General features: G+C 69.8%; 22 protein-coding genes and 1 pseudogene. 16 read left to right on the forward strand and 7 right to left on the reverse strand.

Going from position 1 to position 26,453, the window contains the following annotated elements; all coding sequences use genetic code 11:
- Nucleotides 1-633 precede the first annotated feature (633 nt).
- The 6 genes and pseudogenes from ACX28W_RS40870 to ACX28W_RS40895 form a co-directional block, all read left to right on the forward strand.
- Nucleotides 634-1,147, forward strand: a pseudogene (locus ACX28W_RS40870) (LysR family transcriptional regulator substrate-binding protein); the annotation flags it as partial.
- Between the two features lie 135 nt (nucleotides 1,148-1,282).
- Nucleotides 1,283-2,812 carry an SDR family oxidoreductase gene (locus ACX28W_RS40875; RefSeq protein ID WP_459005211.1) on the forward strand — a complete coding sequence of 510 codons (1,530 nt, stop codon included), beginning with the start codon at nucleotides 1,283-1,285 and terminating at the stop codon, nucleotides 2,810-2,812.
- Nucleotides 2,813-3,112: 300 nt separating this feature from the next.
- A complete protein-coding gene (locus tag ACX28W_RS40880) occupies nucleotides 3,113-4,486 on the forward strand; it encodes a cryptochrome/photolyase family protein (RefSeq protein WP_459005192.1) in 1,374 nt (457 codons plus the stop codon).
- A 163-nt stretch (nucleotides 4,487-4,649) separates the two neighbouring features.
- Nucleotides 4,650-5,390: a DUF4142 domain-containing protein gene (locus ACX28W_RS40885; RefSeq protein WP_459005193.1), complete on the forward strand. Its 741-nt coding sequence runs from the start codon at nucleotides 4,650-4,652 to the stop codon at nucleotides 5,388-5,390.
- 147 nt (nucleotides 5,391-5,537) lie between these two features.
- Nucleotides 5,538-6,182 carry a TetR/AcrR family transcriptional regulator gene (locus tag ACX28W_RS40890; protein WP_459005194.1) on the forward strand — a complete coding sequence of 215 codons (645 nt, stop codon included), beginning with the start codon at nucleotides 5,538-5,540 and terminating at the stop codon, nucleotides 6,180-6,182.
- A gap of 69 nt (nucleotides 6,183-6,251) precedes the next feature.
- The gene (locus ACX28W_RS40895; RefSeq protein WP_459005195.1) at nucleotides 6,252-6,692 is read left to right on the forward strand and encodes an SPW repeat protein; all 441 of its coding nucleotides are present in this window, start codon (nucleotides 6,252-6,254) and stop codon (nucleotides 6,690-6,692) included.
- Between the two features lie 121 nt (nucleotides 6,693-6,813).
- On the opposite strand, the gene ACX28W_RS40900 is transcribed toward ACX28W_RS40895, so the two are convergent.
- From ACX28W_RS40900 to ACX28W_RS40910, 3 genes are all read right to left on the reverse strand, one after another.
- A complete protein-coding gene (locus tag ACX28W_RS40900) occupies nucleotides 6,814-7,581 on the reverse strand; it encodes an ArsR/SmtB family transcription factor (RefSeq protein WP_459005212.1) in 768 nt (255 codons plus the stop codon).
- 165 nt (nucleotides 7,582-7,746) lie between these two features.
- The gene (locus ACX28W_RS40905; RefSeq protein WP_459005196.1) at nucleotides 7,747-8,247 is read right to left on the reverse strand and encodes a hypothetical protein; all 501 of its coding nucleotides are present in this window, start codon (nucleotides 8,245-8,247) and stop codon (nucleotides 7,747-7,749) included.
- On the reverse strand, nucleotides 8,225-8,776 hold the full coding sequence (locus tag ACX28W_RS40910; RefSeq protein WP_459005197.1) for an ATP-binding protein: 552 nt from the start codon (nucleotides 8,774-8,776) through the stop codon (nucleotides 8,225-8,227). Before ACX28W_RS40910 ends, ACX28W_RS40905 begins: the two co-directional genes overlap by 23 nt.
- A 307-nt stretch (nucleotides 8,777-9,083) precedes the next feature.
- Between ACX28W_RS40910 and ACX28W_RS40915 the strand changes: the two genes are divergently transcribed.
- From ACX28W_RS40915 to ACX28W_RS40945, 7 genes are all read left to right on the forward strand, one after another.
- Nucleotides 9,084-9,959: a helix-turn-helix domain-containing protein gene (locus tag ACX28W_RS40915; RefSeq protein ID WP_459005198.1), complete on the forward strand. Its 876-nt coding sequence runs from the start codon at nucleotides 9,084-9,086 to the stop codon at nucleotides 9,957-9,959.
- 39 nt (nucleotides 9,960-9,998) lie between these two features.
- Nucleotides 9,999-10,211, forward strand: a complete 213-nt coding sequence (locus ACX28W_RS40920) for a DUF397 domain-containing protein (protein WP_362075680.1) — start codon at nucleotides 9,999-10,001, stop codon at nucleotides 10,209-10,211.
- A 56-nt stretch (nucleotides 10,212-10,267) separates the two neighbouring features.
- Nucleotides 10,268-11,083: an SAM-dependent methyltransferase gene (locus ACX28W_RS40925; protein ID WP_459005199.1), complete on the forward strand. Its 816-nt coding sequence runs from the start codon at nucleotides 10,268-10,270 to the stop codon at nucleotides 11,081-11,083.
- Between the two features lie 575 nt (nucleotides 11,084-11,658).
- On the forward strand, nucleotides 11,659-15,513 hold the full coding sequence (locus ACX28W_RS40930; RefSeq protein WP_459005200.1) for a S8 family serine peptidase: 3,855 nt from the start codon (nucleotides 11,659-11,661) through the stop codon (nucleotides 15,511-15,513).
- A 162-nt stretch (nucleotides 15,514-15,675) separates the two neighbouring features.
- The gene (locus tag ACX28W_RS40935; RefSeq protein ID WP_459005201.1) at nucleotides 15,676-16,668 is read left to right on the forward strand and encodes a helix-turn-helix transcriptional regulator; all 993 of its coding nucleotides are present in this window, start codon (nucleotides 15,676-15,678) and stop codon (nucleotides 16,666-16,668) included.
- A 180-nt stretch (nucleotides 16,669-16,848) separates the two neighbouring features.
- Entirely contained in the window at nucleotides 16,849-18,156 is a 1,308-nt protein-coding gene (locus tag ACX28W_RS40940; protein WP_459005202.1) for an aminoglycoside phosphotransferase family protein, read from the forward strand.
- The gene (locus ACX28W_RS40945) at nucleotides 18,153-18,731 is read left to right on the forward strand and encodes a GNAT family N-acetyltransferase (protein WP_459005203.1); all 579 of its coding nucleotides are present in this window, start codon (nucleotides 18,153-18,155) and stop codon (nucleotides 18,729-18,731) included. The genes ACX28W_RS40940 and ACX28W_RS40945 overlap by 4 nt, the downstream gene beginning before the upstream one ends.
- Before the next feature lie 87 nt (nucleotides 18,732-18,818).
- On the opposite strand, the gene ACX28W_RS40950 is transcribed toward ACX28W_RS40945, so the two are convergent.
- A complete protein-coding gene (locus ACX28W_RS40950) occupies nucleotides 18,819-20,267 on the reverse strand; it encodes a hydrolase (protein ID WP_459005204.1) in 1,449 nt (482 codons plus the stop codon).
- A 236-nt stretch (nucleotides 20,268-20,503) separates the two neighbouring features.
- On the opposite strand from ACX28W_RS40950, the gene ACX28W_RS40955 reads away from it, so the two are divergent.
- Both ACX28W_RS40955 and ACX28W_RS40960 read left to right on the forward strand, forming a co-directional pair.
- On the forward strand, nucleotides 20,504-20,767 hold the full coding sequence (locus tag ACX28W_RS40955; protein WP_459005205.1) for a GlsB/YeaQ/YmgE family stress response membrane protein: 264 nt from the start codon (nucleotides 20,504-20,506) through the stop codon (nucleotides 20,765-20,767).
- 171 nt (nucleotides 20,768-20,938) lie between these two features.
- Nucleotides 20,939-21,820, forward strand: coding sequence for a GNAT family N-acetyltransferase (locus tag ACX28W_RS40960; protein WP_459005206.1), 882 nt, complete (start codon nucleotides 20,939-20,941; stop codon nucleotides 21,818-21,820).
- 77 nt (nucleotides 21,821-21,897) lie between these two features.
- Here the strand turns inward: ACX28W_RS40960 and ACX28W_RS40965 are convergent, their stop codons facing one another.
- Together ACX28W_RS40965 and ACX28W_RS40970 are read right to left on the reverse strand one after the other, a co-directional pair.
- Nucleotides 21,898-22,671, reverse strand: coding sequence for a GNAT family N-acetyltransferase (locus tag ACX28W_RS40965; RefSeq protein ID WP_459005207.1), 774 nt, complete (start codon nucleotides 22,669-22,671; stop codon nucleotides 21,898-21,900).
- A 114-nt stretch (nucleotides 22,672-22,785) separates the two neighbouring features.
- Nucleotides 22,786-24,792 (reverse strand): RICIN domain-containing protein, encoded by a 2,007-nt coding sequence (locus tag ACX28W_RS40970; protein ID WP_459005208.1) that lies wholly within the window; start codon nucleotides 24,790-24,792, stop codon nucleotides 22,786-22,788.
- A 249-nt stretch (nucleotides 24,793-25,041) separates the two neighbouring features.
- Between ACX28W_RS40970 and ACX28W_RS40975 the strand changes: the two genes are divergently transcribed.
- Nucleotides 25,042-25,791: an MBL fold metallo-hydrolase gene (locus tag ACX28W_RS40975; protein ID WP_459005209.1), complete on the forward strand. Its 750-nt coding sequence runs from the start codon at nucleotides 25,042-25,044 to the stop codon at nucleotides 25,789-25,791.
- 386 nt (nucleotides 25,792-26,177) lie between these two features.
- Here the strand turns inward: ACX28W_RS40975 and ACX28W_RS40980 are convergent.
- A partial coding sequence (locus ACX28W_RS40980) for a hypothetical protein (protein WP_459005210.1) occupies nucleotides 26,178-26,453 on the reverse strand: 276 nt, incomplete at its 5' end.

The following is a 26,453-nucleotide window of genomic DNA, read 5'->3' on the forward strand; positions in this document are numbered from 1 at the left end:
CCCCTGACACACCATCAGCCAACTACACTCCGGACGACGCCTCTGACCAGACCAGATAGCGAAACGCTGCTGGAGTACTAGGGCCTGTCCGGCGGATCAGGTCGGAGGGAAGCGGCGGTGCCTTGTCGGCGCAGGTGAGCGGGGTCTGGTGCGTCGAGCTGCAAGGCGGAGGAGGGCGTCGACGCGATGGGGGTCCCCCCTGTTCGAGCGAAGCCGAGAACTTGGGGGAGTCGGCAACCGACGACAACGCCGCAGATCGGCGTGCCAGACCCCGCGTCTCCGGCATGATCCGCCGGACAGGCCCTAGGGTCCTGAGTCGGAGATTTGTCGTTGGTCTGGTGTGAGTCGTCCTGGACCGAAGATCCCGCCGGTGGTGCTCTCTGATGCCGAGCGGGCGATGTTGCAGTCGTGGGTGCGTCGTCGTTCGAGTGCCCAGTCGTTGGCGTTGCGGTCGCGGATCGTGCTGGAGGCCGTGGCGTCCACCACTCCGTCCACGCCCTCGAGCGCGACATCCGGGCCTGGCTCGCCGACTGGAACGACCACCCACGACCGTTCGTCTGGACGAAACCCGCCGACGAGATCCTCGACAAGGTCGCCGCCTGCTACCGACGAATCTCCGACTCAAAACACCAGGGGCGGGAGCTGCTGCCGCACATCATCAACGTGCTGGACTCGGTGGACCGGCTACGGGGCGCGGCGGGCGAGCAGCACCGCATCAGCCGTACGGTCCGCGTCGGCACGGTCGACGCGGCGACGGTGCCGCTGCTCATCCCGACGGGCCGGGCCTTCCGTGCGACGCATCCGCTGACGCAGGTGGAGGTGGTCGGCGCCCAGCAGTCGGAGACCCACCGGGCCCTGTCGGAGGGCGGGCTTCGACCTGGGCCTGGTGAACCAGCTCGACGGAGACGACGTGCCCGCCGACTTCGAGGGCACCGAACTGCTGCGTGGACGCCCGGTGTTGTGCGTACGCCCGGACAGTCCCCTGACCGCACTGGACGCGGTCTCGGCGGGCGATCTCCTCGACGAACGCGAGCCGCTGATCGCCATGCGGTCCGGGTACGTCATGCACCGCTATCTGCACCGGCTTCCGGAGGGCCACGGCCCGTCCTTCTCGTACTCCACCGACGGCGCCGAAATGGGCAGGCTCGGCCACGTGCGGCCCATGACCTGCACGAGGGGTTCGTACGCAGGGCCGGGGAACTCGGTGGGAGTCCGGCCCAGCGTGGAAGAGAGGGTGGAGGGGAGTGGCGGAAGGGGGACCCGGCGAGCGACGGAGGGACCCATGAGTGACGACGACGGCCGCCTCGGCCCGAGGTGTGTGGTGACCGGTGCGACGGGCTACATCGGCGGGCGGCTGGTCCCCGAGCTGCTGGCCGACGGGCACCGGGTCCGCTGCCTGGCCCGCTCCCCCGCCAAGCTGCGGGACTACCCGTGGGCGGGCGACGCGGAGGTGGTGCGCGGCGATGTCACGGACGCCGGCTCGGTCGCCGAAGCGTTGCGCGGCACGGACGTCGCCTACTACCTCGTGCACGCCCTGGGCACGGGCGCCGGCTTTGAGGAGACGGATCGCAAGGCGGCCCGCATCTTCGGGGAGCAGGCCCGCGCCGCGGGGGTCCGACGCATCGTCTACCTGGGCGGCCTCACCCCGGCGGGCGTCCCCGAGGGACAACTGTCACCACACCTCAGGTCCCGCGCCGAGGTCGGCCGCATCCTGCTGGAATCGGGCGTGCCCACCACCGTCCTGCGCGCGGCGGTGATCATCGGATCCGGATCGGCCTCGTTCGAGATGCTGCGCTACCTCACGGAACGGCTGCCGGTCATGGTCACGCCGAGCTGGGTGCACACCCGCATTCAGCCGATCGGCGTACGGGACGTGCTGCGCGCCCTCGTCGGCAGCGCACGTATGCCCGCCGACGTCAATCGCGCGTTCGACATCGGTGGCCCCGAGGTCCTGACCTATCTCGAGATGATGCAGCGGTACGCCGCGGTGGCCGCCCTCCCGCACCGGCTGATCCTGCCCGTGCCGGTGCTGACCCCTCGGCTCTCCAGCCTCTGGGTGGGGTTGGTCACCCCGGTGCCCGCGTCCATCGCGCGTCCGCTCACCGAGTCGCTGCGCCACGAGGTCGTGTGCCACGAGCACGACATCGTGCGGTACGTCCCCGATCCCCCGGGCCACCCCATCGGCTTCGACGAGACGGTGTCCCTGGCGCTGCGACGCGTACGGGACGCCCAGGTCACCACCCGGTGGTCGTCGGCCTCGGTGCCCGGCGCGCCCAGCGATCCGCTGCCCACCGACCCCGAGTGGGCCGGCGGCAGCCTCTACACCGACCGTCGCGAACGCGCCGTGGACGCTCCGCCCGAGGCGCTGTGGCGGGTGATCGAAGGCATCGGCGGGGACAACGGCTGGTACTCCTTCCGGGCGGCCTGGTCCGTGCGCGGGCGACTGGACCGGCTGGTCGGCGGCGTCGGACTGCGGCGCGGGCGCCGCGACGCCGGTCGGCTGCGCGTGGGCGACTCGCTCGACTTCTGGCGCGTCGAGGAGATCGAGCCCGGTCGTCTGCTGCGGCTGCGTGCCGAGCTGCGGCTGCCGGGACTGGCCTGGCTGGAGATGTACGCCGACGTCGGCGACGACAGCCGGACCCGCTATCGGCAGCGGGCCCTGTTCCATCCGCACGGGCTGCTGGGGCACGCGTACTGGTGGGGCGTAGCGCCGTTCCACGCGGTCGTGTTCGGCAGCATGGCCCGCAACATCGCAAAGGCCGCGGCCCGAGACACCCCGGTCGACCGGAAAGTACCCACGCCCACGCAGTGATCCCGGCGTGCGCGAGCCATCCACACGATTCCCGCATTACGCGTGGTTTCCGAAGTTCGGCGGGTGGAGGCGGTTCCATGGCTTCCGCCGGCTCTGCGAGCTCTGCTGGCTCTGCGGGCTCTGCGGGCACACGGGCTCGCAGCCCCCGCGGCCTCCGCATCCGGCATCCACATCCACATCCACATCCAAGGAAGAATGTGAGCCCCATGAAGTCATGGATGGAAATGTGAGTCCGATGAAGTCATGGATGGACACGTCGCGCCGCCCTGCCCCCTCGCTCCACCGTCCCGGAGTCTCACCATGACCGTCTCGGTCGTCCTGTTCACCTCGGACCTGCGCCTGCACGATCATCCGGCCCTGCGTGCGGCTCACGACGGCTCGTCGGCTCTGGTGCCCCTCTTCGTGCGCGACGACGCGGTCGCCGAAGCCGGGTTCGCCGTTCCCAACCGGTTGGCGTTCCTCGCGGACTGCCTGGCGGACCTCGACGCCGCACTCCGACAGCGCGGCGGTCATCTGGTGGTGCGCTCCGGCGACGTCGTCGACCAGGTGTCCAAGGTGGTCGCCGAGGCGGACGCCGACGACGTGCACATGGCAGCGGGCGTCAGCGCCTATGCGCAGCGCCGGGAGGAACGGCTGCGCACGGCCCTGGAGACCGGGAGGTGTCGCCTCCATGTCCACGACACCGTGGTCACCGCGCTGGCCCCCGGCACGGTCACTCCCGATTCCTCGGACCACTTCGCCGTCTTCACGCCGTACTTCCGGCACTGGTCGCGGCAGCGGCTGCGGGACGCAGTCGCCGCGCCCCGGGTGATCCGGGTCCCGGACGGCGTCGGCTCGGAGCACCTCCCCTCGCGCGGGGATCTGTCCGGGGTTTCGGCGGGGCTGGCCCGGGGTGGCGAGACGGAGGCCAGGAAGCGGCTCGCGGCCTGGCTGCGTGTCGGGATCACCTCATACGCGGACCGCCGCGACGACCTGCCCGGCGACGCGACCTCCCGGCTCTCCCCCCACCTGCACTTCGGCACGCTCTCTCCGGTCGAACTCGTCCACCGGTCGCGCGCGGCGGGCGGTCCGGGCGCCGAGGCCTTCGTACGACAGCTGGCCTGGCGGGACTTCCACCACCAGGTGCTCGCTGCCCGGCCGGACGCGGCAGCCACCGACTACCGCACCCGGCACGACCGTTGGCGCTCCCCGATCCGGGCGCGAAGCGACATCGACGCCTGGAAGCTGGGACGCACCGGCTATCCGGTGATCGACGCGGCGATGCGGCAACTGCGGTACGAGGGCTGGATGCACAACCGGGGACGCCTGCTGACCGCGAGTTTCCTCACCAAGACGCTGTACGTGGACTGGCGGGTCGGGGCCCGGCACTTCCTGGATCTGCTGGTGGACGGCGATGTCGCCAACAATCAGCTCAACTGGCAGTGGATGGCCGGAACGGGCACCGACTCACGGCCCAACCGAGTCCTCAATCCGGTGACCCAGGCCAAGCGTTACGACCCGGACGGAGTGTACGTCCGGCGCTGGGTGCCCGAGCTGGAGGGGCTCTCGGGCGCCGCCGTGCACGAGCCGTGGAGGCTTCGGGGTGCGGAACGCGCCGCCTACGACTATCCGGACCCCATCGTCGAACTCCCGGACGGGCTGGCCCGCTTCAAGGAGGCTCGGGATCGTAACTGACGGGCGGCACCACGGATTTTACTCGGAGTAAAGGTTTACCCCTCCCGCGCGGTCGTACTGGTGGGCGTCCGAACCACTCGTACCGGATCCCCTCGCACCGGATCCGCCACGCGGCTCGACGGAGCATCCGGCTCCGGGCTGCCGCACCGCCCCAGGAGGCTCAATGCGCATGACACGGAACGCGGGAACCCTCTTCGTGGCCGGTGCGTTGACCATGACCCTCGCCGCGCTCGCCTACCCCGCCGTGCTCGGGTTGCAGACCACGGCCAGTTCCCCGACGCGCATCATCGCCAACACCACGTCGGGTCCGCTGACCGAGGCCGACCGCGACTTCGTCGTCAAGGTGCGCGCGGCCGGGCTGTGGGAATACCCCTGCGGCGAGCTGGCCCTGCAGAAGGGCACCACCCCGGCCGTCAGGACGGCGGGTCAGCACCTGGTCACCGGCCATGCCGCGCTGGACGCCACCGATCGCAAGGTCGCCACCCAACTCGGTATCACCCTTCCCAACCAGGCGTCTCCGCAACAGCAGGGGTTCGTGGCGACCTTGAGCGGGGACACCGGCAAGGAGTTCGACAGCGACCTCGCCAACATCCTGCGGGTGACCCACGGGCAGATCTTCCCGGTCATCGCGAACATTCGGGCCACCACCAAGAACACGCTCGTACGCGCCCTGGCCGACCAGGCCAATGACACCGTGCTCGACCACATCACGGTGATGGAGAAGACCGGACTGGTCGACTTCGATCAGGTGCTGTTCCAGGAGACCAACAAACCGAAGCTGCCCGCCCAGAACCTCACGCCGCCGGCGCCCCAGCCGGGCGAGCCGACCGTCGTGCTCACTCCGCCCGCGGACGCCTCCGGGACCGCCGGGGTCTCCGTGTCGCCCACCCCGACGGTCGGGTGAGCGACGGCGGGCGGTTCAACGGTCGCCCCGGACGCCCTCTGGGTGGAGGCCGAGCGCGGCGACCTGGAAGTCGGCGCCGAGGCTCCAGTAATACCTAACGAACGATCGTACGCTAATAGCGTACGATCGTTCGGTTAAAATGGCTGCATGAGCCCGCGCAAGTCCGTTGCCGAAACCGCTGCCACGCGCGGCCGGATCATCGAAAGCGCCCTGACGCTGGCCTCCGCCGAGGGCCTCGAAGGCCTCACCATCGGCCGCCTCGCGACCGACCTGAAGATGAGCAAGGCGGGGGTGATCGGCCATTTCGGCAGCAGAGAGGCGCTCCAACTCGCCGTTCTGGACGCGGCGGTCGAGCGGTTCCGGATGCGCGTACCGGCGCGCGCCGTCGGCGCCCGACCCGGGACCGAGCGGCTGACGCGCGCCTTCGACGAGTGGATCGACTACATGGCCGAGGGCGAGGGTCACGGGGGCTGCTTCCTCGCCTCGGCGGCGAGCGAGTTCGACGGCCGCCCCGGTCCGGTCCGTGACGCGGTGCTCGACGCGCTGGCCGCCTGGTCGGCGTATGTGGCAGCGGAGTTGATCACTGCGGTCGAGGGCCATGAACTCTCGCCACACACCGACGTGGACCAGCTTGCCTTCGAGCTCAACGGCGTGGCCCTGGCGGCCAACCAGTCCCTCCAGCTCCACCGCGACCCAAAGACCCCCGCGCGAGCCCGTCGCGCCATCGCACGCATCCTCCTCGGCCCCCTGGGATCCACCTCTACACATAAGGGTGAAATAAGCGCACAATGAACTTACGCGGCGCTTACCGCATACCGCGCCAGACGCGGTCAGGCCTGCAGAAATCGAAGGAGACGACCCATGGCCAACGTCTCGCACCCCAGAAGTGACATCTCGACCCACCCCGATGTTTCCGAAATGCGGGACCGGTATGCCCGCATGGTCGGTGGCCGCGATGTGGCACTCGTGGACGGACCGGTGTTCCTGCTCGGTCTGTACTGCGCCGTGTCCCCGTGGATACTCCACTACACGACAAGCCAGCCGGCCCTGGTGACCCACAACCTGATCATGGGCATCGCGATAGCGCTGCTGGCCCTCGGATTCACCAGGGCGCCGGAGAGGATGTACGGCCTGAGCTGGGCCATCTGCGCGATGGGCGCGTGGATGATCATCTCGCCGTGGGTGGTCGGCACCAACCCGGACACCGGCGTCGTGCTCAACAGCATCATCATCGGCGTACTGGCCGTGGTGCTGGGGGCGGTGTGCGCGGTCACGGCGACGAAGAGCACTTCACGGGCGTAGCCCGGCCCCGGCAAGGCGAAAGGAACCGGAAAAGGAAAGCCGCAGGCCGACCCGCCCCGTGCGGGCCGGCCTCTTCGCGCCCGCGCGGCACGCCCAGCCGGGGATCACCCAGGGAGCACTCTCAGCGGTTCGGCACCAGCCACGGCTCCTGCGGCAGCGGACTGCCGGTCTCGATGAGGGACTTCAGGTTGGAGAGCACCGCGGGCCAGCCGAGGGCCACGTCACCGAGCGCGGCCTCGTCGACCAGGTCCTCATGGGTCACGGTGAGCCGGACGATGTCGGCGTGCGGCTGGATGTCGAAGGTGACGCGGGAGTACTTGTCCTGCCGCCCCTCGTCCTCGGGCGCGGCCCAGGTGGTGACGAGGCGGGTCGGCCGGTCGCTCTCCACCACGGTGCCGATGACATCGGCGATGCCCGAGCCGTCCGTGCGCCGGTGTTCCCACCGGGAGCCCGGCTGCCAGTCCGAGACATTGCTGTGGCCCCAGTAGGCGGCGGTCAGATCGGCGTCGGTGAGCGCGTCCCAGACCTTCTCGGGCGTGCTCCGGATGTAGATGACGTACACGAAGGTCGGCTTGTCGGTCATGGTTTCCTCGGCTCGTTGCTTGAGGGCGCTGAGCGCGCGCAGGCGCGGGCGCTCGAACTTGTCGATCCACCGCTCCTGGATCTCGTGGAGCGGCACCGGATTGAGGTAGTGCAGCTTCTCCCGCCCCCGCCGCACCGTGCTGACCAGATTGGCGGCCTCCAGGACCGCCAGATGCTGCGTCACCGACTGACGGGTCATGTCGATGTGCTCGCACAGCTCCCCCAGGTTCTGACCACCGTGCTCGTGCAGCCGGTCCAGCAGCCGCCGTCGCGTGGGGTCGGCCAGCGCCTTGAAGACCTGGTCCATCCCGGAGTCGCCATCATCTGATCGCACACTCAACGTTGTGCAGGCAATTACTTGCATGTCAAGGAAGCGAGAGTTCGAGCTGCCTGAATGAGGAACGGCCCGCGCCCGACACGAACCTGCCCCCAGACCTCGTAAGGCCTGGGGGCAGGTCGGGAAAAGTACGGGTCAGTACCCGGCGCCGAGCGACCAGCTCGGGGTGCTGCCGGCGAGGCGACAGGTGATGAAGTACAGGGGAATCGGCGGTGTGTACGGCGAGTCGCCCTGGGGGCTGTGGATCAGACGAGGGCGATCGGACCGGGACCGCCGGAGGGCTCGCGTCCAGGACGGGTCGGCCAGCCGGGCGCCGACCAGATAGCTGGTGGAGGACGGCCAGGTGACGTCTATGTGGGATCCGGAGGGGACGATCCACCACCACCGCTCGTCGTCGGCGAACACACAGCCGACACGGGGCAGACTTTCCATGATCCGCTCCCCGTGCTCCCGGGACGTGCCCACGGCATCGCACCCCAGGCCGGCCGACAGCTCGGCGGGTATGACCAGTCGTGCCGGGTGCTCGTACCGCGGCGGTACGCAGATGCGCGTATCCAGTCCGGAGACGGAGTTGTGCTCGCGCAGGTCGATGGCGGGACGATGCTCGCGCGGGTCAGCGATGTGCTGTCGTTCCATCAGGTGGGGATCCTTCGGCCGAGTGGGGGATGGGCCGGGCGATGTTCGTGGCGGGCGGGGGCCAGGTCGAGGCGGGCTCCGGGCCCTCCGGCGGCAGTACGGCCCAGACGATGCGCCTGGACCCGTCGTCGCTGTCTCTGACGCCCCAGTCGCTGCTCAGTACGCCGACCAGCAGGAGCCCGCGGCCGCCCTGGTCGTCGGGTTCCGGCTGCCGCCGCTCCGGGAGGGTCCAGCCGCGGTTCTGGTCCTCGACCTCGATGTGGAGCAGCCCTTCAGCGATGCGCAGTCTGCACACGATCCGCTCGCTCGCCGTGTGCGTCAGGGCGTTGGTGACAAGCTCGGAGGTCACCAGGACAGCGTTGTCGCACCACTCCTGGCTCGCACCCCACTCGCCGAGCGACTCGCGCACGTATCTGCGGGCCATGCCCACCGAGGCGGGTGCCGCCGGCAGGACCAGCACACCTGCTCTGCGGGGGTACGCGTCCCCCGGCGGTCGGCCCACGGACTGGGGGAGGGAGGGCGGGGTCATCGCCGTTCGCCTTTCGTCTGCCTTCGCACCAAAGGCGGTGCTCGTGCCGTCCCACGTGGTCCGATGCCTTTCGCGAGCTGCGCACAACTCACCACAACAAGACTCACGTTGCAGCCCTGTCTCCCCCAACTGGGCCGCGCAGCCTTTCCGTTCGATACGCCAGGGACGATAGGACCACTGTGGCAGCTGCCAACAACACCTCGCAACCGACAAGTTGAAAATTGCAATGTGCCAGGTGCATGCTTCCCCCGTCGATGGATGATCGTGACAGACTGCGACCTCGAAGCCCGCTGTGAGGGGGTAAGGCGTGTCAACGGTGACCGACTGGGGCGGCGCTCCTTCCGTCCTGCGCATGATCCTGGGCCGACAACTCGAGGAACTGCGCACCCAGGCCGGACTGACGTACGCGCAGGCGGGCGAGGCGATCGGGGTCAGCCACTCCACCATCCGCCGGATGGAAGCCGCCAAGGTGGCCCGGCTTCGTCTCACGGATGCCGAGAAGCTCCTTCAGACGTACGGCGTGACGGACCAGCAGGAGATCGACACCTTCCTGAAGTCGGTCCGCGAGGCCAACAAGCGCGGCTGGTGGCACACGTACCGCGATGTCCTGCCGGACTGGTTCGCCGCGTATCTGAGCCTGGAGCAGGCAGCGCTGCAGATCCGCGCGTACGAGGCGGAGTTCGTCCACGGGCTGCTGCAGACGGAGGCGTATGCGCGCGCCCTGCTGAGCGCCGGCAACCCGCACGCTCCGGCCGAGGCGACCGAGCGCCGGGTCGCCCTGCGCCTGCGTCGCCAGGAGTTGCTGTCCCGTCCGGCGCCGCCGCGCGTCTGGGTCGTGATGGACGAGACCGTGCTGAGGTGGCCGGTCGGCGGCCCCGAGGTGATGCGCGCCCAGATCGACCACCTGATCGCCGTCAACGCACTTCCCCATGTGACCTTGCAGATCATGCCGTTCGAGAACGGCCCGCATCCGGCCATGCGGGCCGGTGCGTTCCATCTCTTCCGCTTCAGGGCACCCGAGTTGCCGGACATCGTCTATCAGAGCGGAATGGTGGGCGCCCTCTATCTCGACAAGGAGGAGGACGTCCTGGTGTACCGCGAGGCCCTGGACCGGCTGGGCGCCCAGTCGGCGCCCGCCAAGAAGACCGCGTCCCTCCTCGGTGCGATTCGCAAGGAGCTATGAGTGCGCCACCACCCAGCCGAGCACCGCATACGCAACGGCATGCCTGCCCGGGAACTCGGCACACAGGGCTGGTACAAGCCGTGGAGCGACGACGCCGGCGGCGCCTGTGTCGAAGCGAAGAAGCTGGGCGACGGGCGGGTCGCGCTGCGTCAGTCCACCGATCCCGAGGGGCCCGCGCTGGTTTTCACGCCCCATGAGATGACGAGCTTTCTGGCGGGCGTGAAGGCGGGGGCCGCCGACTTTCTGCTGTGACGCGTTGTTGCTCAAGCACTGACCACTGAACCGACGACCTGATGGGAGGGGCGGCATTGTCCGACAACGGATGGCCGGCCGACCGTATCGACACCGAGAGCGCACACTCCGCGCGCATCTACGACTACATCCTGGGCGGCAAGGACTACTACCCGGCCGACAAGGAGGCGGGCGACGCGATGTCGCAGGAGTGGCCCGCCCTGCCGATCCACATGAAGGCCAACCGCGACTGGATGAACCGTGCGGTGGCCCATCTCGCCGAGAAGGCCGGGATACGCCAGTTCCTGGACATCGGCACCGGCATCCCCACCTCCCCCAACCTCCACGAGATCGCCCAGTCGGTGGCCCCCGACTCCCGGGTCGTCTACGTGGACAACGACCCCATCGTCCTGACCCTGTCCCAGGGCCTGCTGTCCAGCACCCCCGAGGGCAAGACCGCCTACGTCGAGGCGGACATGCTCGACCCGGCCACGATCCTGAACGCCCCGGAGTTGCGTGACACCCTCGACCTCACGCAACCGGTCGCCCTCACCGTGATCGCGATCGTCCACTTCGTGCTGGACGAGGACGACGCGGTCGGCATCGTCCGCCGCCTCCTGGAGCCCCTCCCCTCGGGCAGCTACCTGGCGATGTCCATCGGCACCGCCGAGTTCGCCCCGGCGGAGGTGGCGCGAGTCGCCCGCGAGTACGCGGCGCGCAACATGCCCATGCGGCTGCGCACCCACGCCGAGGCCGAGGAGTTCTTCGAGGGCCTCGAACTCGTCGAGCCCGGCATCGTCCAGGTCCACAAGTGGCACCCGGACGGCACGGACACCGAGCCGATCCGCGACGAGGACATCGCGATGTACGGAGCGGTGGCCCGCAAGCCGTAGTCCGGCCCGACCGCTCCGGCTCACCCGCTCGCCGGGCCTGCTCGAACGAGGCTCGGCGAGCGCCCTCCACGACCGTCCACGGGCCGAAGTGGACGAAGGCGACCCACCGGCCGATGGGGACCGGGTCCTCGTCGCGCAGCCGCCGTGACTTCACCGCCGACCGGCGATACGCACGTTGGGCCTTCGCCAGAGCACCGGCCGGACCGGCTCCTGCTTTGACAACGCCGCAGCCGACAGCTTCTGAGCCGTGCTCAAGGAGGAGATCGGCACCCGGATCTGGCCTCCACGCACCGGGCCCCGTCGCAAGTCGGACCCACGAGGCCTCCGACCCCGTTGTCGCGGCGCCGGAACGGCCCTATCCCCTCCGCCAACTCCGCTGCATCCTCCAGAACTTGACCGCGAGGCAACCCGCGGGCCGCGCGCGGGGAGCCTCCTGGTGTGGCCCTACACCGTGCCCGTGTCGCCGTTGGGACATGTCGCATCTGTGGCAGCCGATACCAGTGACACGCCCGGTGACGTCAGCGGATTCTGTCGTACAGCGCATGACCTCGAGCTGTACGAAAGGTGCTTGACTGATGGCATGGATCCGCCTATCGGCGGCGATATCAACCGCACTGCTGGTGACAGTCGGGGGTGTATCGCCCGTCTCGGCCGGGACGAGCACGGACGGAACGGCGCGATCCGCCGACCGCGAAAGGGCCGTCTCCGCCACCGTAAGACTGCTGACTGGTGACCGGGTGACGGTGACGTCGTTGCCCGACGGACGGCGCACCGCGTCAGTACAGCCCGGACCCGGGCGCCGGCATGTCTACTTCCGGACGCTGGAGGGGGACGACAAGGCGTTGACCGTGCTGCCTTCCGACGCCGAGGCGCTGGTGACCGCGGGCACGCTGGACCGCCGGCTCTTCAATGTGACTGCCCTGATCGCCGATGGTTACGACGAGGCCCATGCCTCCGTGCTTCCGTTGATCGTCTCCTCGGAACCGTCACGGGACGGGTCCAGGGACACCGCGCGGGCGGAGAAGGCTGCCGCGGCCACTGCCGACCGGCTGGTGGCGTTCAACGCGGCCGCCACGCCTGCCCGCAGGCTGGAGAGCCTGAACGCGCGATCGCTGCGGGTCGCCGACGACGACCTGGGCCGCTTCTGGAAGACGCTCAACCCTGACGGGAAGTCGGACGCCGCCCGTGCCGCGGTCGCTCCGCGGGTCTCGCTGGACGGCAAAGTGAAGGCCGTGCTGGACCGCAGCACCGCACAGATCAACGCGCCCACCGCCTGGAAGGCCGGCAAGGAGGGCCAGGGCGTCAAGGTGGCGATCCTCGACACCGGCGTCGACGCGAACCACCCCGACCTGGCCGGCCGCATCGCGGACGCCAAGGACTTCTCCGGCAGCGCCGGCACCAACGATGCCTTCGGCCACGGCACGCACGTCGCCTCGACCGTCGGCGGCACGGGCGCCGCGTCCTCGGGAACCCGCCGCGGTGTCGCGCCCCGGGCCGACCTGCTGATCGGCAAGGTACTGGGCGACGACGGCTATGGCTCGGAGTCGTCCGTCATCGATGGCATGGAGTGGGCTGCCTCCCAGCACGCCAAGGTCGTCAACATGAGCCTCGGCTCGGACGCCCCCACCGACGGCACCGACTCGATGAGCCAGGCCGTCAACAGCCTGACCGCGTCCACCGGCACGCTCTTCGTCGTGGCGGCGGGCAACGCGGGCCAAAGCGGCCCGTCCACCATCGGCTCTCCCGGCGCGGCCGACGCGGCGCTGACCGTCGGGGCCGTCGACCGTGACGACTCCCTCGCCCCCTTCTCCAGCCGCGGCCCGCGCCTGGGCGACGCGGCGGCCAAGCCCGACGTGACCGCCCCCGGGGTCGGCATCGTCGCCGCCCGCGCGTCCGGCACCACCATGGGCACCCCGGTCGACGCCAACTACACCTCCGCGTCCGGCACGTCGATGGCCACCCCGCACGTCGCCGGCGCCGCCGCGCTGCTGGCCCAGCAGCACCCCGACTGGGGCCCCCAACAGCTCAAGGACGCCCTGACCAGCACCTCGCACACGGTTCCCGGCACCAAGGTGACCGAGCAGGGTGGCGGCCGCATCGACCTGGCCACGGCCATGGGCCCGGTCACGGCCACCGGTTCCGTCACCTTCGACCCGATCCAGGCCGGCGGTACGGAGGGGCAGCAGCAGACGGCGACCGTTCACTACACCAACACAGGTGACCGCCCGCTCACGCTCGCCCTGGCCGTCAGCCTGGCCACCGACTCCGGGCGCGCGCTCCCGGACGGCGTGGTCCGCCTCGGCTCCGGCACCGTGCAACTGGCCCCCGGCGCCACGGCTGACGTGCCGCTGCGCGTCGACGCGACGAACGCCGCCCGCGGCAAGTACTACGGATACGTCACCGCGAAGTCCGCCGATGGCACCGTGCTCGCCCACACCACCGTCTCCCTCGTTGTGCAGGGCCGGCAGCACAGGCTGACCGTGGTCTACCGCGACCGCGACGGCCGGATCATGCCTGGCTGGCTGCCGACCATCTGGGGCCCCGACGGGTTCGTGCAGTACACGGACAGGGACGCAGCGGTCGCCGTCGTGGAAGAGGGCACGTACTACATCAATTCCGGTTTCTACGACGCGGCCGATGACGGCCACGAGGCGGGCGACATCGTCGTCCCCGATGTGAAGGTCACCAAGGACATGACGGTGACGCTGGACGCCACCAAGGTCACCGAGGTGAAGATCCGCACGCCTCGCCCCGCCGAGCAGCGCGGCATCCTCAGCACCATGTTCTACCGCCAGATCGACGGTCACGGCCTGCTCCAGGGCGCCATGTACTTCGACGAGGTCAAGCGGCTCTACGTCAGCCCCGTTGCTCCGGTCACCGACGGCGCCTTCGAGTTCCACTCGCGCTGGCAGCTGGTGGCCCCGCAGCTGCGGGCGAAGGTCTCCGGCAGCTCGTTGCCGCTCGCCCCGTACTACGAGCCGTTCTCCCCGGCCTTGGGTGACCAGGGCGCGCGGCTGACCGCCGCGGATGCCGGTACCTCCGCGGCGCCCGACTTCCGCGGATCGCGCGGCAAGTTGGCCGTCGTACGGTACGAACCCGCCGACGACGACAGGGCGCTCGCCCAGGCCGCGGCAGCCGCAGGGGCCAAGGCGCTGCTGCTGGTGTGGCCCGAGGGCCTGGGCGTCTGGACCCGGTGGCAGCCGGACGGTGACCGGATGGCCGTGCCCACCATGCGGACCTCCTGGAAAAGCGGGGCGGCCCTCCTGGAGCGCGTCTCGAAGAGAGGCACCACGACGCTGACGTTCTCCGGCACGGTGCGCAGCCCGTACCTGTACGACGTCATGCAGATTTCGAAGGGCTCCATCCCCCAGCAGGTGGTCCACACCGTCTCCGAGCGGGAGAGCGCCGTGGTCCGCAGCACGTACACCCGTACCGGTGCCTCGTCCTGGGCGAGCGAGCAGCGTTTCGGCTGGCGGCCGTACCAGGACACCGCCTGGAACCAGTACAGCCGATACGTACCGGTGGGACAGGAACGCGTCGAGTACGTGACCGGCGGGGACACGCTGTGGAGCCACACCGTGCACCACAACGTCGTCGACATCCCTGACATGCCGTTGGGGGTTGGCATGATGGACGCCCCGCACACCTACCGGCCCGGCCGGCGCGCAACGGAGCGGTGGTTCGGAGCGCCGGTCCGTCCGTCGATCCCGCGCGGTGCGGCCCAGCCGTCGGTGCGCAACGGCGACACCCTCTCCGTGTTCGTTCCGGAGTTCACCGACTCCGAGACGGGCCACTGGGCGTTCGGCGAGATCCCCCTCAGTGGAGGACCCGGCGGCGGCGTCCGCCTCGGCGCTCCGTCGGCCGCCGCGGACGACATACCCGACACGGCCACGGCAGTGCTGTACCGCAACGGGAAGCAAGTCGCCAAGTCCGACAACGGTGCATGGGGCGACTTCGAGGTGCCCGCAGGCAACGCCGAGTACCGGCTGGACCTGGCGACCGCCCGCGTCTCGGACGACTGGCACTTCGGCGCCGGCACACGCACGTCGTGGACGTTCCGCTCGGACACCGCCGCCCGTCCCGCCCTGCTGCCGCTGCTCCAGGTCGACTACGCCGTACCCGTCGACGCGCAGAACGCAGTGAGCCGGGCACGAAAGCACAGCCTCGGCATCAGCGTCCGCATGCAGGACGGCATGGCGGCACCGCACAACGTGATACTGAAGGTCGAGACGTCCTACGACGACGGGCGGACCTGGACCACCGCGGCGACCACGGCCCACAAGGGCAACGGCCTCACCGCCACCGTGGTGCGTCCGGCCCGGGTGCAGGGCGACGCGTACGTGACGCTGCGCGTGACCGCGAAGGACGCGGCCGGCAACACGGTCCGGCAGACAGTGGACCGCGCCTACCTGCACCCCGGCGCACGGTGACCGTGACGGTGAGCCACCCCTCTTGAAAACGCGGTGGGTGCCGGAGAGCGTGAGCCCGGCATCCACCGCGTCATAGGGAGGACACCCACGTATAGTCCTACTTTCAATAACCAGTGGGGTCCGCACCTCCATGCGAGCCCGTCCAGGCCAGGAGGGACCTGCATGCTCGAGGCGGCCGGCCTGACCGCGGTCGAGGAGACCGTCTACCGGCTCCTGATCACGACCGCCGCAGCCTCAGCCGGCGAGATCGCCTCACAAACCGGACTCGCGCCGGTGCAGGCCGAGGGCATCCTCGCGGCACTCGCCACCAAGGGACTCGCCAGCCCCACCGACCACCAGCCCCGTCAATTCACCGCATCCCCTCCCGATGTAGCTCTTCTGCCACGCCTGCAACGCAACGCCGACGCCCTCGACCAGGCCCGTGCCGCCGTCACCGACCTACTGGAGAGCTACCGCAGCACCCGCCGCCGCCAGGACGCCGGCCAGCTCATCGAAGTCATCACCGGCGCCGGGGCACTGCGCCACCACTTGCGCCAACTACAGGAAAACGCGCGTCACGAGATGCTCTGGTTCTGCAAGGCCCAGTACGTCGCCATGCCCTCGGGAAGCAATCGCGCCGAGTACGACGCCCTGGCCCGAGGGGTCCGCTACCGCGTCCTGTACGAGCGGGCCTTCTTCGACGACGAGGGCGCCGTTGACAACGTTGTTGAAGGCGTCCGCGCCGGCGAGACTGCCCGCTCCGTCCCCCACCTTCCCCTGCGCCTCGCCGTCGCCGACCGGACCATCGCCATCTGCCCCCTGGTGCCAGGCGGCCCGTACGGCAGCCCCAACGAACCCACGGCCGCCCTGCTACGCGAAAGCAGCCTTCTGGACGCGCTGACCGCCCTCTTCGAACGCTACTGGGAGGACGCCGTGCCGCTGCACGTAAGCGACTCCGGCACGGTCGACGACACCGACGACACCGACCCCTTGTCCGAGACCGACCGCAAACTACTCTCCCTCCTGGTCGCGGGCATCGCCGACAAGGCCATCGCTAGTCAATTGGGACTGAGCCGCCGCACCGTACAGCGCCACATCCAGCACATGATGACCCTCGCCGGCGCCGCGACCCGTATGCAGCTCGCCTGGCAAGCGGCCCGCCGAGGCTGGCTGTAGCACGCTCAAAATGCGTGAAGCAGGAACGACGCCCATAGGACCGCGACTTCGCAGGAGCTAGTGCCCTCGTCGTATCGTGCGGCTGCAACCGTGGCAGTGAGGGCGATCTCCTTTCCCCGCTCCCCGTCGGTCGCTGTTAATCGCTCGCCGAGGACCAAGCCGATCACTCACACTTTCGCCGTGACAAGAACCGTGAGCGCATGGGTGACCTCGGATGATGACTTCCTCGGGAGCGTCGGCCCCTTCCCTGTGGAGGTCCCCTGGTGGTCCGAGGTGGAACCGGTCGTGGGCCGTCTGGAAGAGCTGCTCGGCGTACCGGTGCTCGTCCTGCGTCTCCTGGACGTCGAGGGGGGTGAAGGCGGCCGGGACGGTCATGTGACGTACCACGTCGAGGCGTTGGAGCGACCGGCAACCGGCCTGCTGGACCAACCGACCGTCGATCAGGTCCTGTTGGACGGTCATGAGGTTCTCAGGTCGCCGTGGGCGCGGGCGGACGGCCTGCGCGAGCTGCTCGGCTGGGCGGACGGCGCCCTGGCGTCGGTGGGGCGGCCGGTGACCGGTCCGGTGGAGCAGCGACGTACGTGGAACCTGGCCGGGCTCTTCCGCCTGCCCACCGCGCGGGGCCCTGTCTGGCTCAAGACGACACCGCACTTCGCCGCCGACGAGGCCATCGCCATCGCCGCGTTCGCGCGGGTCGACCCGGGACTCGTCCCCACGGTCCTCGGCCACGGTGAGCGGCGCCTCCTGATGGAGCACATTCCCGGCGAGGACTGCTGGCAAGCCGGACCGGAGACGGTCACCGCGGCCATGACCCGCTTCGTGTCCGCGCAGGCGGCACTCGCGTCCGGACGTCCACCGGGCATCCAGGAAGGGTGCCCACCGGGTTTCCGTGACGGGCGCGTGCCCGTTCTCGCCGCGCGGGTCCGCGAACTGTTCGACGGACCCGGCGTGTGGGAGCTCACCGGGCAAGAGCTCCTCTCGGCACGGGAGTTGGTGAACCGCTGGGACCAGCTCTTGGAGTGCGGCCTGCCCGACACCCTTGTGCACGGCGACTTCCACCCCGGCAACTGGCGTAGCGACGGCGGCCCGCCGGTCGTCGTGGACTTCGCCGACGCCCATTGGGGCAATCCCGTTCTGGACGGTCTGCGCGTCCACGGCTTCCTCCCCGAGTCGAGCCGCGCGGCGGCCGTCCGGGCCTGGGTCGACACATGGAAGGCCCTGGTCCCCACCAGTGACCCGGCGCGCGCCCTCGCCCTCGCCGAGCCGCTCGCCCATCTCGCGTACGCCGTCCGCTATCAGGAGTTCCTGGACGGCATCGAGCCGTCCGAGCGGCGGTACCACGACGGAGATCCGGCGGGCGCGATCCGCGCGGCGCTGCGGTCCGCGGAGAATCCGAGCCCGTACTTCGCGCCCGCGGTCGGTCCCACGACGGCCGGCGAGCAATCTCGTGACTGCCCGGCGCCCCTGGGAGGCAGGATCACCTCATGAACAACCGGCCGACTTTCACCCTCCCGACTCCGCTGCGGCTCGAAGGGTTCGGGATTCACCTGCGCGAGTGGTCTGACGACGACGGGCCGGACCTGGTCGCGATGTACGACGATCCCGATATCGACCGCTGGACGCCGGTGGCGTCGCCGTTCGACGCCGAGGCCGCGCGGAAGTACCTGGCAGCGGCGCGTGACCAGCGCGCGGCCGGACACTCCGTGCAGCTCGCCATCATCACGGACGGCGGCCCGGCGCAGGGGGAGATCCTGCTGTTCCGCAGCGCTGCCGACGAACGCGACGTCGAACTCGCCTACGGTGTCGGGGCCGCCCACCGGGGGCGCGGACTGGCATCCGGGGCGGTGCGACTCGTCACGGAGTACGTCGTGCGGCACATCGCGGTGCGGCGCGTGGTGCTGTGTATCGAGGAGGGCAACACGGCGAGCGAGCGGGTCGCCAAGGCGACCGGGTTCGTACTCACCGACGACCAGCCGGTGGTCCGTACGGCGAAGGGCCGGGAGGTGGTTCTGCGGACGTGGAGCCATCTCGGCGGTGACGCCGAGCAGGCGGCCGACCTGTAGCGCAGGGCCGCGACGGCCACGTCCGGCAAGGGGCGGGCCCGGGACAGGGCCCGCCCCTTCGGTCGGCTCGTGCTCAGCTCTCAGCGCTCAGCTCACGTTGAGTGCCGTGTCGTCGATGACGAACGAGGTCTGCAGCGTGGAGCCTTCGACGCCGGTGAACTTGATCGTGACCGTCTGCCCCGCGTAGCCGCCGAGGTCGAAGGTGCGCTGGGTGTAGCCCGAGGCGGCGTTCAGGTTCGAGTACGTGGCCAGTGTGGCCAGGACCGTGCCGCTGCTGTTCAGAACCTGGGCCTTGAGGGTGTCGTACGCCGTGCTGGCGGTCGTCTCGGCCGTATCCACGTGAAGATGGAAACTCAGGGTGGCCGCGCAGCCGGACGGGATGGTCACCGCCTGGGACAGCGTGTCGGTGTTGGCCGAGCCGTAACCGTTCAGCCAGGCCTTGTACGAGCCGGTGCGGGCGGCCTGACTGGTGCTGTTGGTGATCACGCCGCTGGTGGCGGTCCAGGAGGAACTGCCGGACTCGAAGCCGGGGTTGGCGAGCAGCTGGGTGGCGGTACACGTGCCGCCGTCACCGCCGTCACCGCCATCGCCGCTGCCGCCGCCCGCGAGCCATTCGGTGGCGTTGAGGGCGAGGGCGGCGTTGGTGGCGCCGGTGTCGTTCCAACCGTCGTAGAGCGTGTTGCCGGACTGGCCGGTGTCGTCGTCGATCGGGGAGCTGTCGCCCCAGAAGGCGACGCGGCCGCTGCCGAAGGTGCTGGTGGCGAAGAACGCGCCGGTGTTGCCCGAGTAACCCGTGCGGTAGAGCAGGCCCTTGACGGTGGAGTTGTCGGCGGGCTTGAGGGTGGCTGTCGTACCACTGGCGATCAGGCTCTTGGTGACGGTTCCGAAGGAGCCGTGCAGCACGGGGTTGGTGCTGTCGCTGATGGCCGACGGGTAGTCGGAGCCGATGCTCAGCGTGTCGACGGTGAAGCCGAACGGGTCGGTGCTGTCGACGCTGTTGTTGGTCATCAGGTCGTTGAGGATCTCGACGGCGTCCTCACCGTCGTTGTTGCGGTCGGCGCCGGTGTGGTCGGAGATCATGAACAGGCCGCCGCCGTTCTTCACGAACGTCATGATGGCGGTCTTCTCCGCTGTGGTGAACAGCGTGTTGGGCTCGGGCAGCACCAGGGTGTCGAAGTTCGCCAGGTCGGTCGCCGCGGAGCCGCCGTAGGTGAGGCTGCTGCCCGACGGCAGCGTCTTCAGGCTGTAGTCGCCGGTCTTCTGCAGGGCGACGCCCCACGACGAGATGGCACCCGTCCAGTCGGTCTCGGCGGAGGGCGAGGAGTCCTGGCCGAGCGGGTCGGGCTGACTGGTGGAGATGATCCAGTCGGCGTTGCCGGCGGTCTCGGCGTGGGCGTTGTCGAAGAGGATGCGGTGCGGGGTCGCCGCGGCGGTCGGCGGGGCGGCGGACACCTGGACGGCCGCACCCGTGACGAGCAGTCCGAACACGGACAGCGCCGTGGCGATTCTGTGGCGGGATCTTCTGATTCCGAGCATCCGGCAAACCTCCATGAGCGTGTGGGGAGAGAGGCAGTGCGGGCGCCAAGTCTGCGCGCGTAGAATGATAGTTGGCCGTCATTCACACGACAGGTTTTTGAAACGTACATGACATGGAGGCGCCTGAGAAGGAGCCCGCCGCATCGGCCGACGGACGACCGAGAAGCGGAACGGACTGTCCCCGCCCACAGGGGGAAGACGCCTAACAGCGGGGGTCCACACAAAAAGGGGCGGAGATGGAGATCTCAGGCATCATCAGTGCCATCGTCATCGGCATCATCATCGGCATACTGGGCCGACTCGTCGTGCCGGGACGCCAGCGCATCGGCATCCTGTGGACGATCGGCGTCGGCATCGTGGCCGCGTTCATCGGCTCGGGGATCGCCGCCGCGTTCGACGTGGCCGACACCAAGGGCATCGACTGGATCGAATGGCTCATCCAGATCGGTCTCGCGGCAGTGGGCGTCGCGGCACTCGACCGGGCGAAGGTGCGCCGATGACCTACTCGGCTTAGCGCCTGTCCGGCGGATCACGCCGGAGACGCGGGGTCTGGTACGCCGCTTCCCTCCGACCTGATCCGCCGGACAGGCCCTAATTCGCTTGCGGGTCAAGGAACATGGCGATTAGGTTCCGCGGGCTTCGCCCCGCGCCCCCGACGCCACGGAGAGACCTTGTCCTTGCACATCACGCCGTTGACCGACCCCGAACCCACGCCGTCGAGCCGGCGCCTGGCCTGGCTGGCTTCCGGCTCCGAGGGAATCCCCGTGGGTTCCGCGTTCCTGCGGTTGTTCACGAAGCAGGGGCAGGAGCATCTCGCCGAACTCGAGGGCGGTGTCCATCCGGCCGAGCGGCGCCAGGGGGCAGGCAGCCGTCTCCTGGACGCGGCTGTTTCGGCGGCCCGGGACGAAGAGCGGCGCTCGCTCCTCGCGCAGGCCGAGGCCGGCTCCCCCGGCGACCTGTTCCTGGCCGCACGCGGCTTCCGCCGGGTGCTGGACTTGACGTACGCACGACTGCCGTTGGCCGACATCGATCTCGCGCGGATCACCACGCTCGCCGAACGCCCGTGTCCCGGATACGAGTTGACGCAGTGGGACGGCACCGTGCCGCCCGAGCTGGCGCGGACCTTCGCCGACTCGCGGCGGGCGATGGACGACATGCCGATGGAAGGGACCGACTACGGGACCGTCGTATGGGACGTGGAGCGTGTCGTGTCGGCTGCCGAAGCCGTCGCGAAACGCCGTGAGTCGCTGCACACGGTCGCCGTGCTGAACCAGGCGGACGGCTCGATCGTCGGCTTCTCCGAGCTCGTCGTACCCGGCGACGGCCAGGGTGACGCCCAGCACTACGGTACCGGTGTCCTGCCCGAGCACCGGGGCCACGGCCTGGGGCTCTGGATGAAGGCGGAGTCGATCCGCACCGCCCGCCGACGGCACCCGGAGCTCGGCGGCCTGCTCACCGACACCGCCGACAGCAACGCGCCCATGCGCCGCATCAACGACGTACTCGGCTATCTGCCGACGCGCAGAGCCGTGGAGTATCAGCTCGACCTGTGACGGGGCCTGGGCCTGAGCCGGACGCCGGGATGTGACCTCACACCCCGGCAAGCCGCCCCCACGACCGATCCGCGGTACTACCCGTACACGTACGGGGTCGTCGTGGTCAGCGGTTCGAAGCCCAGGCGGGCGAGGACCGGGCGGCTCTGGCTGGAGGCGTCGACCTGGACGTAGCGATAGCCGCGGTCGGCGGCGACGCGGGCGCGATGGGCGACGAGGGCGCGGTAGATGCCACGCCCGCGCCAGGACTCCACGGTGCCGCCGCCCCACAGTCCGGCGAACCGGGTGCCGGGCACCATCTCCATGCGAGCCGCGCTGACCGGCTCGTCGCCGGCGAGAGCGACGACCGCGACGACGTTGTCCGCGTCCCCGGTGAGCTGGGCGAGCAGCTGGTGGCGCATCCGGGTGCTGTCCGTGCCGAAGGCCTGTTCGTGGACGTCCGCGACGAGGTCGACGCCCGCGCGGTCGGTGACGGGCAGCAGCCGTACGCCCTCGGGCGGCTGGGCGTCGAGCGCCAGATCGCCCAGTTCGGCGATCATCAGGGTCTCCTCGGGCTGGGCGACGAACCCCGCGTCCCGCAACCGCTGCCCGAGGTCCTCCGGCTGGTCGTGCCCGTACAGCTTCCACTCGAATTCACGGCCGAGCTTGGCGAAGTACCGCACCTGGTCGGCGATCGCCGCGTCCACCCTCGTCTCGTCCAGGTCCGACCAGATCACCCCGTTCCAACCCTGCTCGGTGCCCACCTGGCGCACCACTTTGCCGACGCGCTCGACCCGGGCCCCTGGGCCGTCGGGCCGCGCGCTCTCCCGCATGTCCCGGTCGAACAGGGCAAGTACCGCAACGTGATCCATGGGGTCACTCCAGCATCCCCAGGCGCGGAGGGCAACGGCATTGCTTGGGACAGGGCATGGGGTGGTGCCGCCCGAGCGGCACCACCCCATGGATCACCCGAGGTCACACGCGGTTCAGTTGCGGCTCCACTGCTGGTTGGATCCGCCGTTGCACGACCAGAGGTCGATCAGTGTTCCGTTCGCCGTGCCGTTGCCCAACGCGTCGAGGCACAGGCCCGAGACGTTGTTGGTGAGCGTTCCGTTGGAGTTGAACGTCCACTTCTGGTTGGTGCCGCCGTTGCAGTCCCAGATGACCACCCTGGTGCCGTTGGCGGTGCCGCTGTCGTAGGCGTCGAGGCACTTGTTGCCGTAGACGACCAACTCACCGCGCGAGGTGTAGGTGAAGGTCTGGTTCTGGCCGCCGCCGCAGTCCCACAGCTCGGCCTGGGTGTTGTTGCTGATGGTGCTCTTGAAGAAGTCCAGGCACCGCCCGGAGCCGGTGCCGACGATCGCCGTCCCGTTCGTGCCCGGGATGGCGCGGACCGCCACGGCGTCGATGTCCGGCGCGGTGCCGGACGCCCCGAAGGTCAGCGTGTTCGAGCCCTTCCCGAGATGAGCGAGGACGGAGACGGTCCGGTACGTGCTCGACGACCCGGTGGGCGGAAGAGCCAGCGTCTGCGCGTACTGCCCATTGACCTGGAGGGTCGCCTTGCGCTCCGCCGCACCGCCGTTGGCGTACGTGATGTCGATCAGTTTCGTGCCCGCGGCGGCGGTCGTGACGCCGGTGAACGTCGGTGTCATCGCCGAGGTGGTGTCCTCGTACGTCGTCCCGGATCCCTCGGTGCCGGAGACCGTGAGCAGCACGCCCTCGCCCGCCGGGACGCTGGTCGTGTAACTCGTCGCGTACGAGCCGACGTCGGTGGCCGACCAGACGTTGCGCACGGCGGCGGAGGCGGTGGTCAGCCCCATGTCCTGCCAGCGGGCGGTGATGTTGGCGGCGGCGGAGGTGCGGTTCAGCAGCAGGACCGCGCGCTTTCCGGTACCGGAAAGGATCTTGCTGTAGACCTGCAGACCGGTGCTGTCCTCGGCGACCTCGACACCCTGCAGTCCGCGCGGGTCCTGGTCGATCGCGATGACCTCACGGTTGGTGAGGATCGAGGCGGTGGACGAGCTCATGGTGGCCAGGTTGTTGCCGGCCAGCAGCGGAGCGCCGGAGATCGCCCACAGGCCCATATGGGTGCGGTTCTGCGCGGCGCTCAGCCCGTTCATGCCGACGGTGAGCATGTCCGGGTCGTTGTAGTAGCCGGTGTGCTGGGCCTCGGGGTGCAGCGACTTGTCGAAGTTGGCCAGGATGCTGGACATCGTGGGGTTGTTGGGCCAGAAGACGATGTCGGTGCTCGTACGCCACAGGGCACCCGTACCCGCCGCCCAGTTCCAGGGGTTGCCCGTGCCCCATTCGCACAGGGAGAGGACCAGCGAGCGCCCGGTGACCGCGGTCGCGGCGGCGTTCGCGTCGCGGATCGCCTTGTACGTCGTCTCCTGGTCGAGACCCTCGGCGTCACCGCCGCACCAGTCGATCTTGACGTAGTCGAAGCCCCAGTTCTGGAAGGCCTCCAGATCCTGCTGGTTGTGGCCCTCCATCCCGGTGTTGGGCGCGGCCGGCACCGTGTCCGGGGTCGGGTAGTAGTAACCGCAGCCGTTCTTGCCCGCGTCGGTGTAGATCCCGGCCTTGAGACCCTTGCTGTGGATGTAGTCGGCGATGGCCCTCATCCCGCCGGGCCACTGGGCATTGTCGACGGTGATGTTGCCGTTGCTGTCGCGGGTGCCCACCCACCAGCCCTCGTCGATGTTGACGTACTTGTAACCGGCGGCGGCCATGCCGGACGAGACGAGGGCGTCGGCCTGGGCCTTGATGGTGTCGTAGTCGATGACGCTGGCGAAGCTGTTCCAGGACGCCCAGCCCATCGGGGCGGGCGTGACACCGATCTGGTTGGTACTGACGGCGGCCGGCTCGGCCGCGAGCGGCGTGGCGGAGCGGCCGACTCCGGCCAGTCCGGCGACGGCGAGACACAGGACGGCGCACTGGACGACGGCGCGTCTCAGGAAGCCTCCGAGGCGCGCGGTGTGCGAATGGGGGGACATGCGGCTCTCCCTTGAGCGGTTTTGTTCGCAGACTCGAACAAAAGTCAACGAGACTCGCCATATGGGAGCCGCCATTCCGAAGGCACGTCAAGTCCCTTGCGAGCAGCACCCGTTCACGTTCGGCCAACACCGTTCGTGAACACGCCCGACGCCGTGACAGGGCGGTGGTCGCACGTCCGGGCCCCCGCGATACCTTCGCCCTGTCACGGCTCGACCCGGCCGGGAAAGATCTCAAACATCGGGATGGTCATGCGCAAGGACGCGATCGTCGAGGCGGCCGCCGGAGTCCATCTGGTTCACGGCAGCAACACCAACTGGGTGATTCTGGCCGAAGGCGACGCCGTCACCCTGATCGACACGGGATATCCCGGCGACCGGCAGGAGGTCCTCGCCTCACTCGACGCGCTCGGCCACTCGCCCCAGGCCCTCGTCGCCGTACTCATCACCCACGCGCACAACGACCACCTCGGCTCCGCCGAGTACCTCAACAGCACCTTCGGCGTCCCGGTCCACCTGCACGAGGCGGAACTGCCGCACGCGCGCCGTGAGTTCCTCCAGCAGGTGAGCGTGGGGCAGGTGGTGCGTCAGGCGTGGCGTCCCGGGGTGCTGCCCTGGGCGGTGCACGCCATCCGGTCCGGTGGCACGGCGGACGTCCGGATGACCAAGCCCGAGCCGTTCCCCAAGGAGGGCGCGCTCGATCTGCCCGGCCGTCCGGTACCGGTGCACACGCCCGGGCACACGGCCGGTCACTGCGCCTACCATCTGCCGGACGCGGGCATCGTGATCTCCGGCGACGCTCTGGTCAGCGGCCACCCCACGTCACGGGTCCACGGTCCGCAACTGCTGCCCACGATGTTCCACGCCGAACGCGCGGGCGCCATCGCGTCGCTCGCCCGCATCGAGGCCCTCGCGGCGGACGTCCTGCTGCCGGGGCATGGTCCCGTGCACCGCGGTTCGGTGAGCGCGGCCGCACAGCGTGCGCGGGAACTCGCCGGCTGACGGCTCTCGCCCTGCTCGCCTGCGCCCTGTTCGCACCGGGGCTGTACGGGGACAGCCCCGCCGTGCTCCTCGTCTCGGTCGCTTTGTGGGGCGCGGCCTTCGGAGGCGCGCCCGCATTGATCCAGACCGCGTCGGTCGATGCGTCGGGCCCGCCCACGCCGACGTGGCCACCCCGCTGCAGACCACCGTGTACCACACGGGCATCGGGGCCGGTTCCCTCACCGGAGAACGCGTCCTGGAGGGCGTGGGCGCGGCGGCCCTCCCCTGGTCGTCACTCCCGCTGATCGCGGCCGCGTTGACTGTCGGGTGGGACGCCGGCGGGCCTTTCCCGCACGGCGTTCCGGCTGATACCTCCCGCCCGGCCGCGAAGCTCGGCACCGGCCGGGTCAGAAACGGCCGAAACCCGGCCGCCGGGGACCGCGCGGCCGGATGCCCTCGACGCCTTCGATGCGTATCGGCGGCTCCAGGTCATCGTCGACAGCCGTGCCCTCGACGCGTTCCCCCGGAAGCGAGGGGGGAAGGGGGAACCCGGGCGGACCGACAGCGACGGACGGCACGTCCGAGAACGGCTGCTCCACGAACGGCTGCAGCTGCACGCACCCCACCCCGCTCACCGGCACCGACCACACACCGCTGCTTTCCTCCACCGTGATCGACCGGAC

The organism is Streptomyces sp. SD15 (assembly GCF_054462255.1).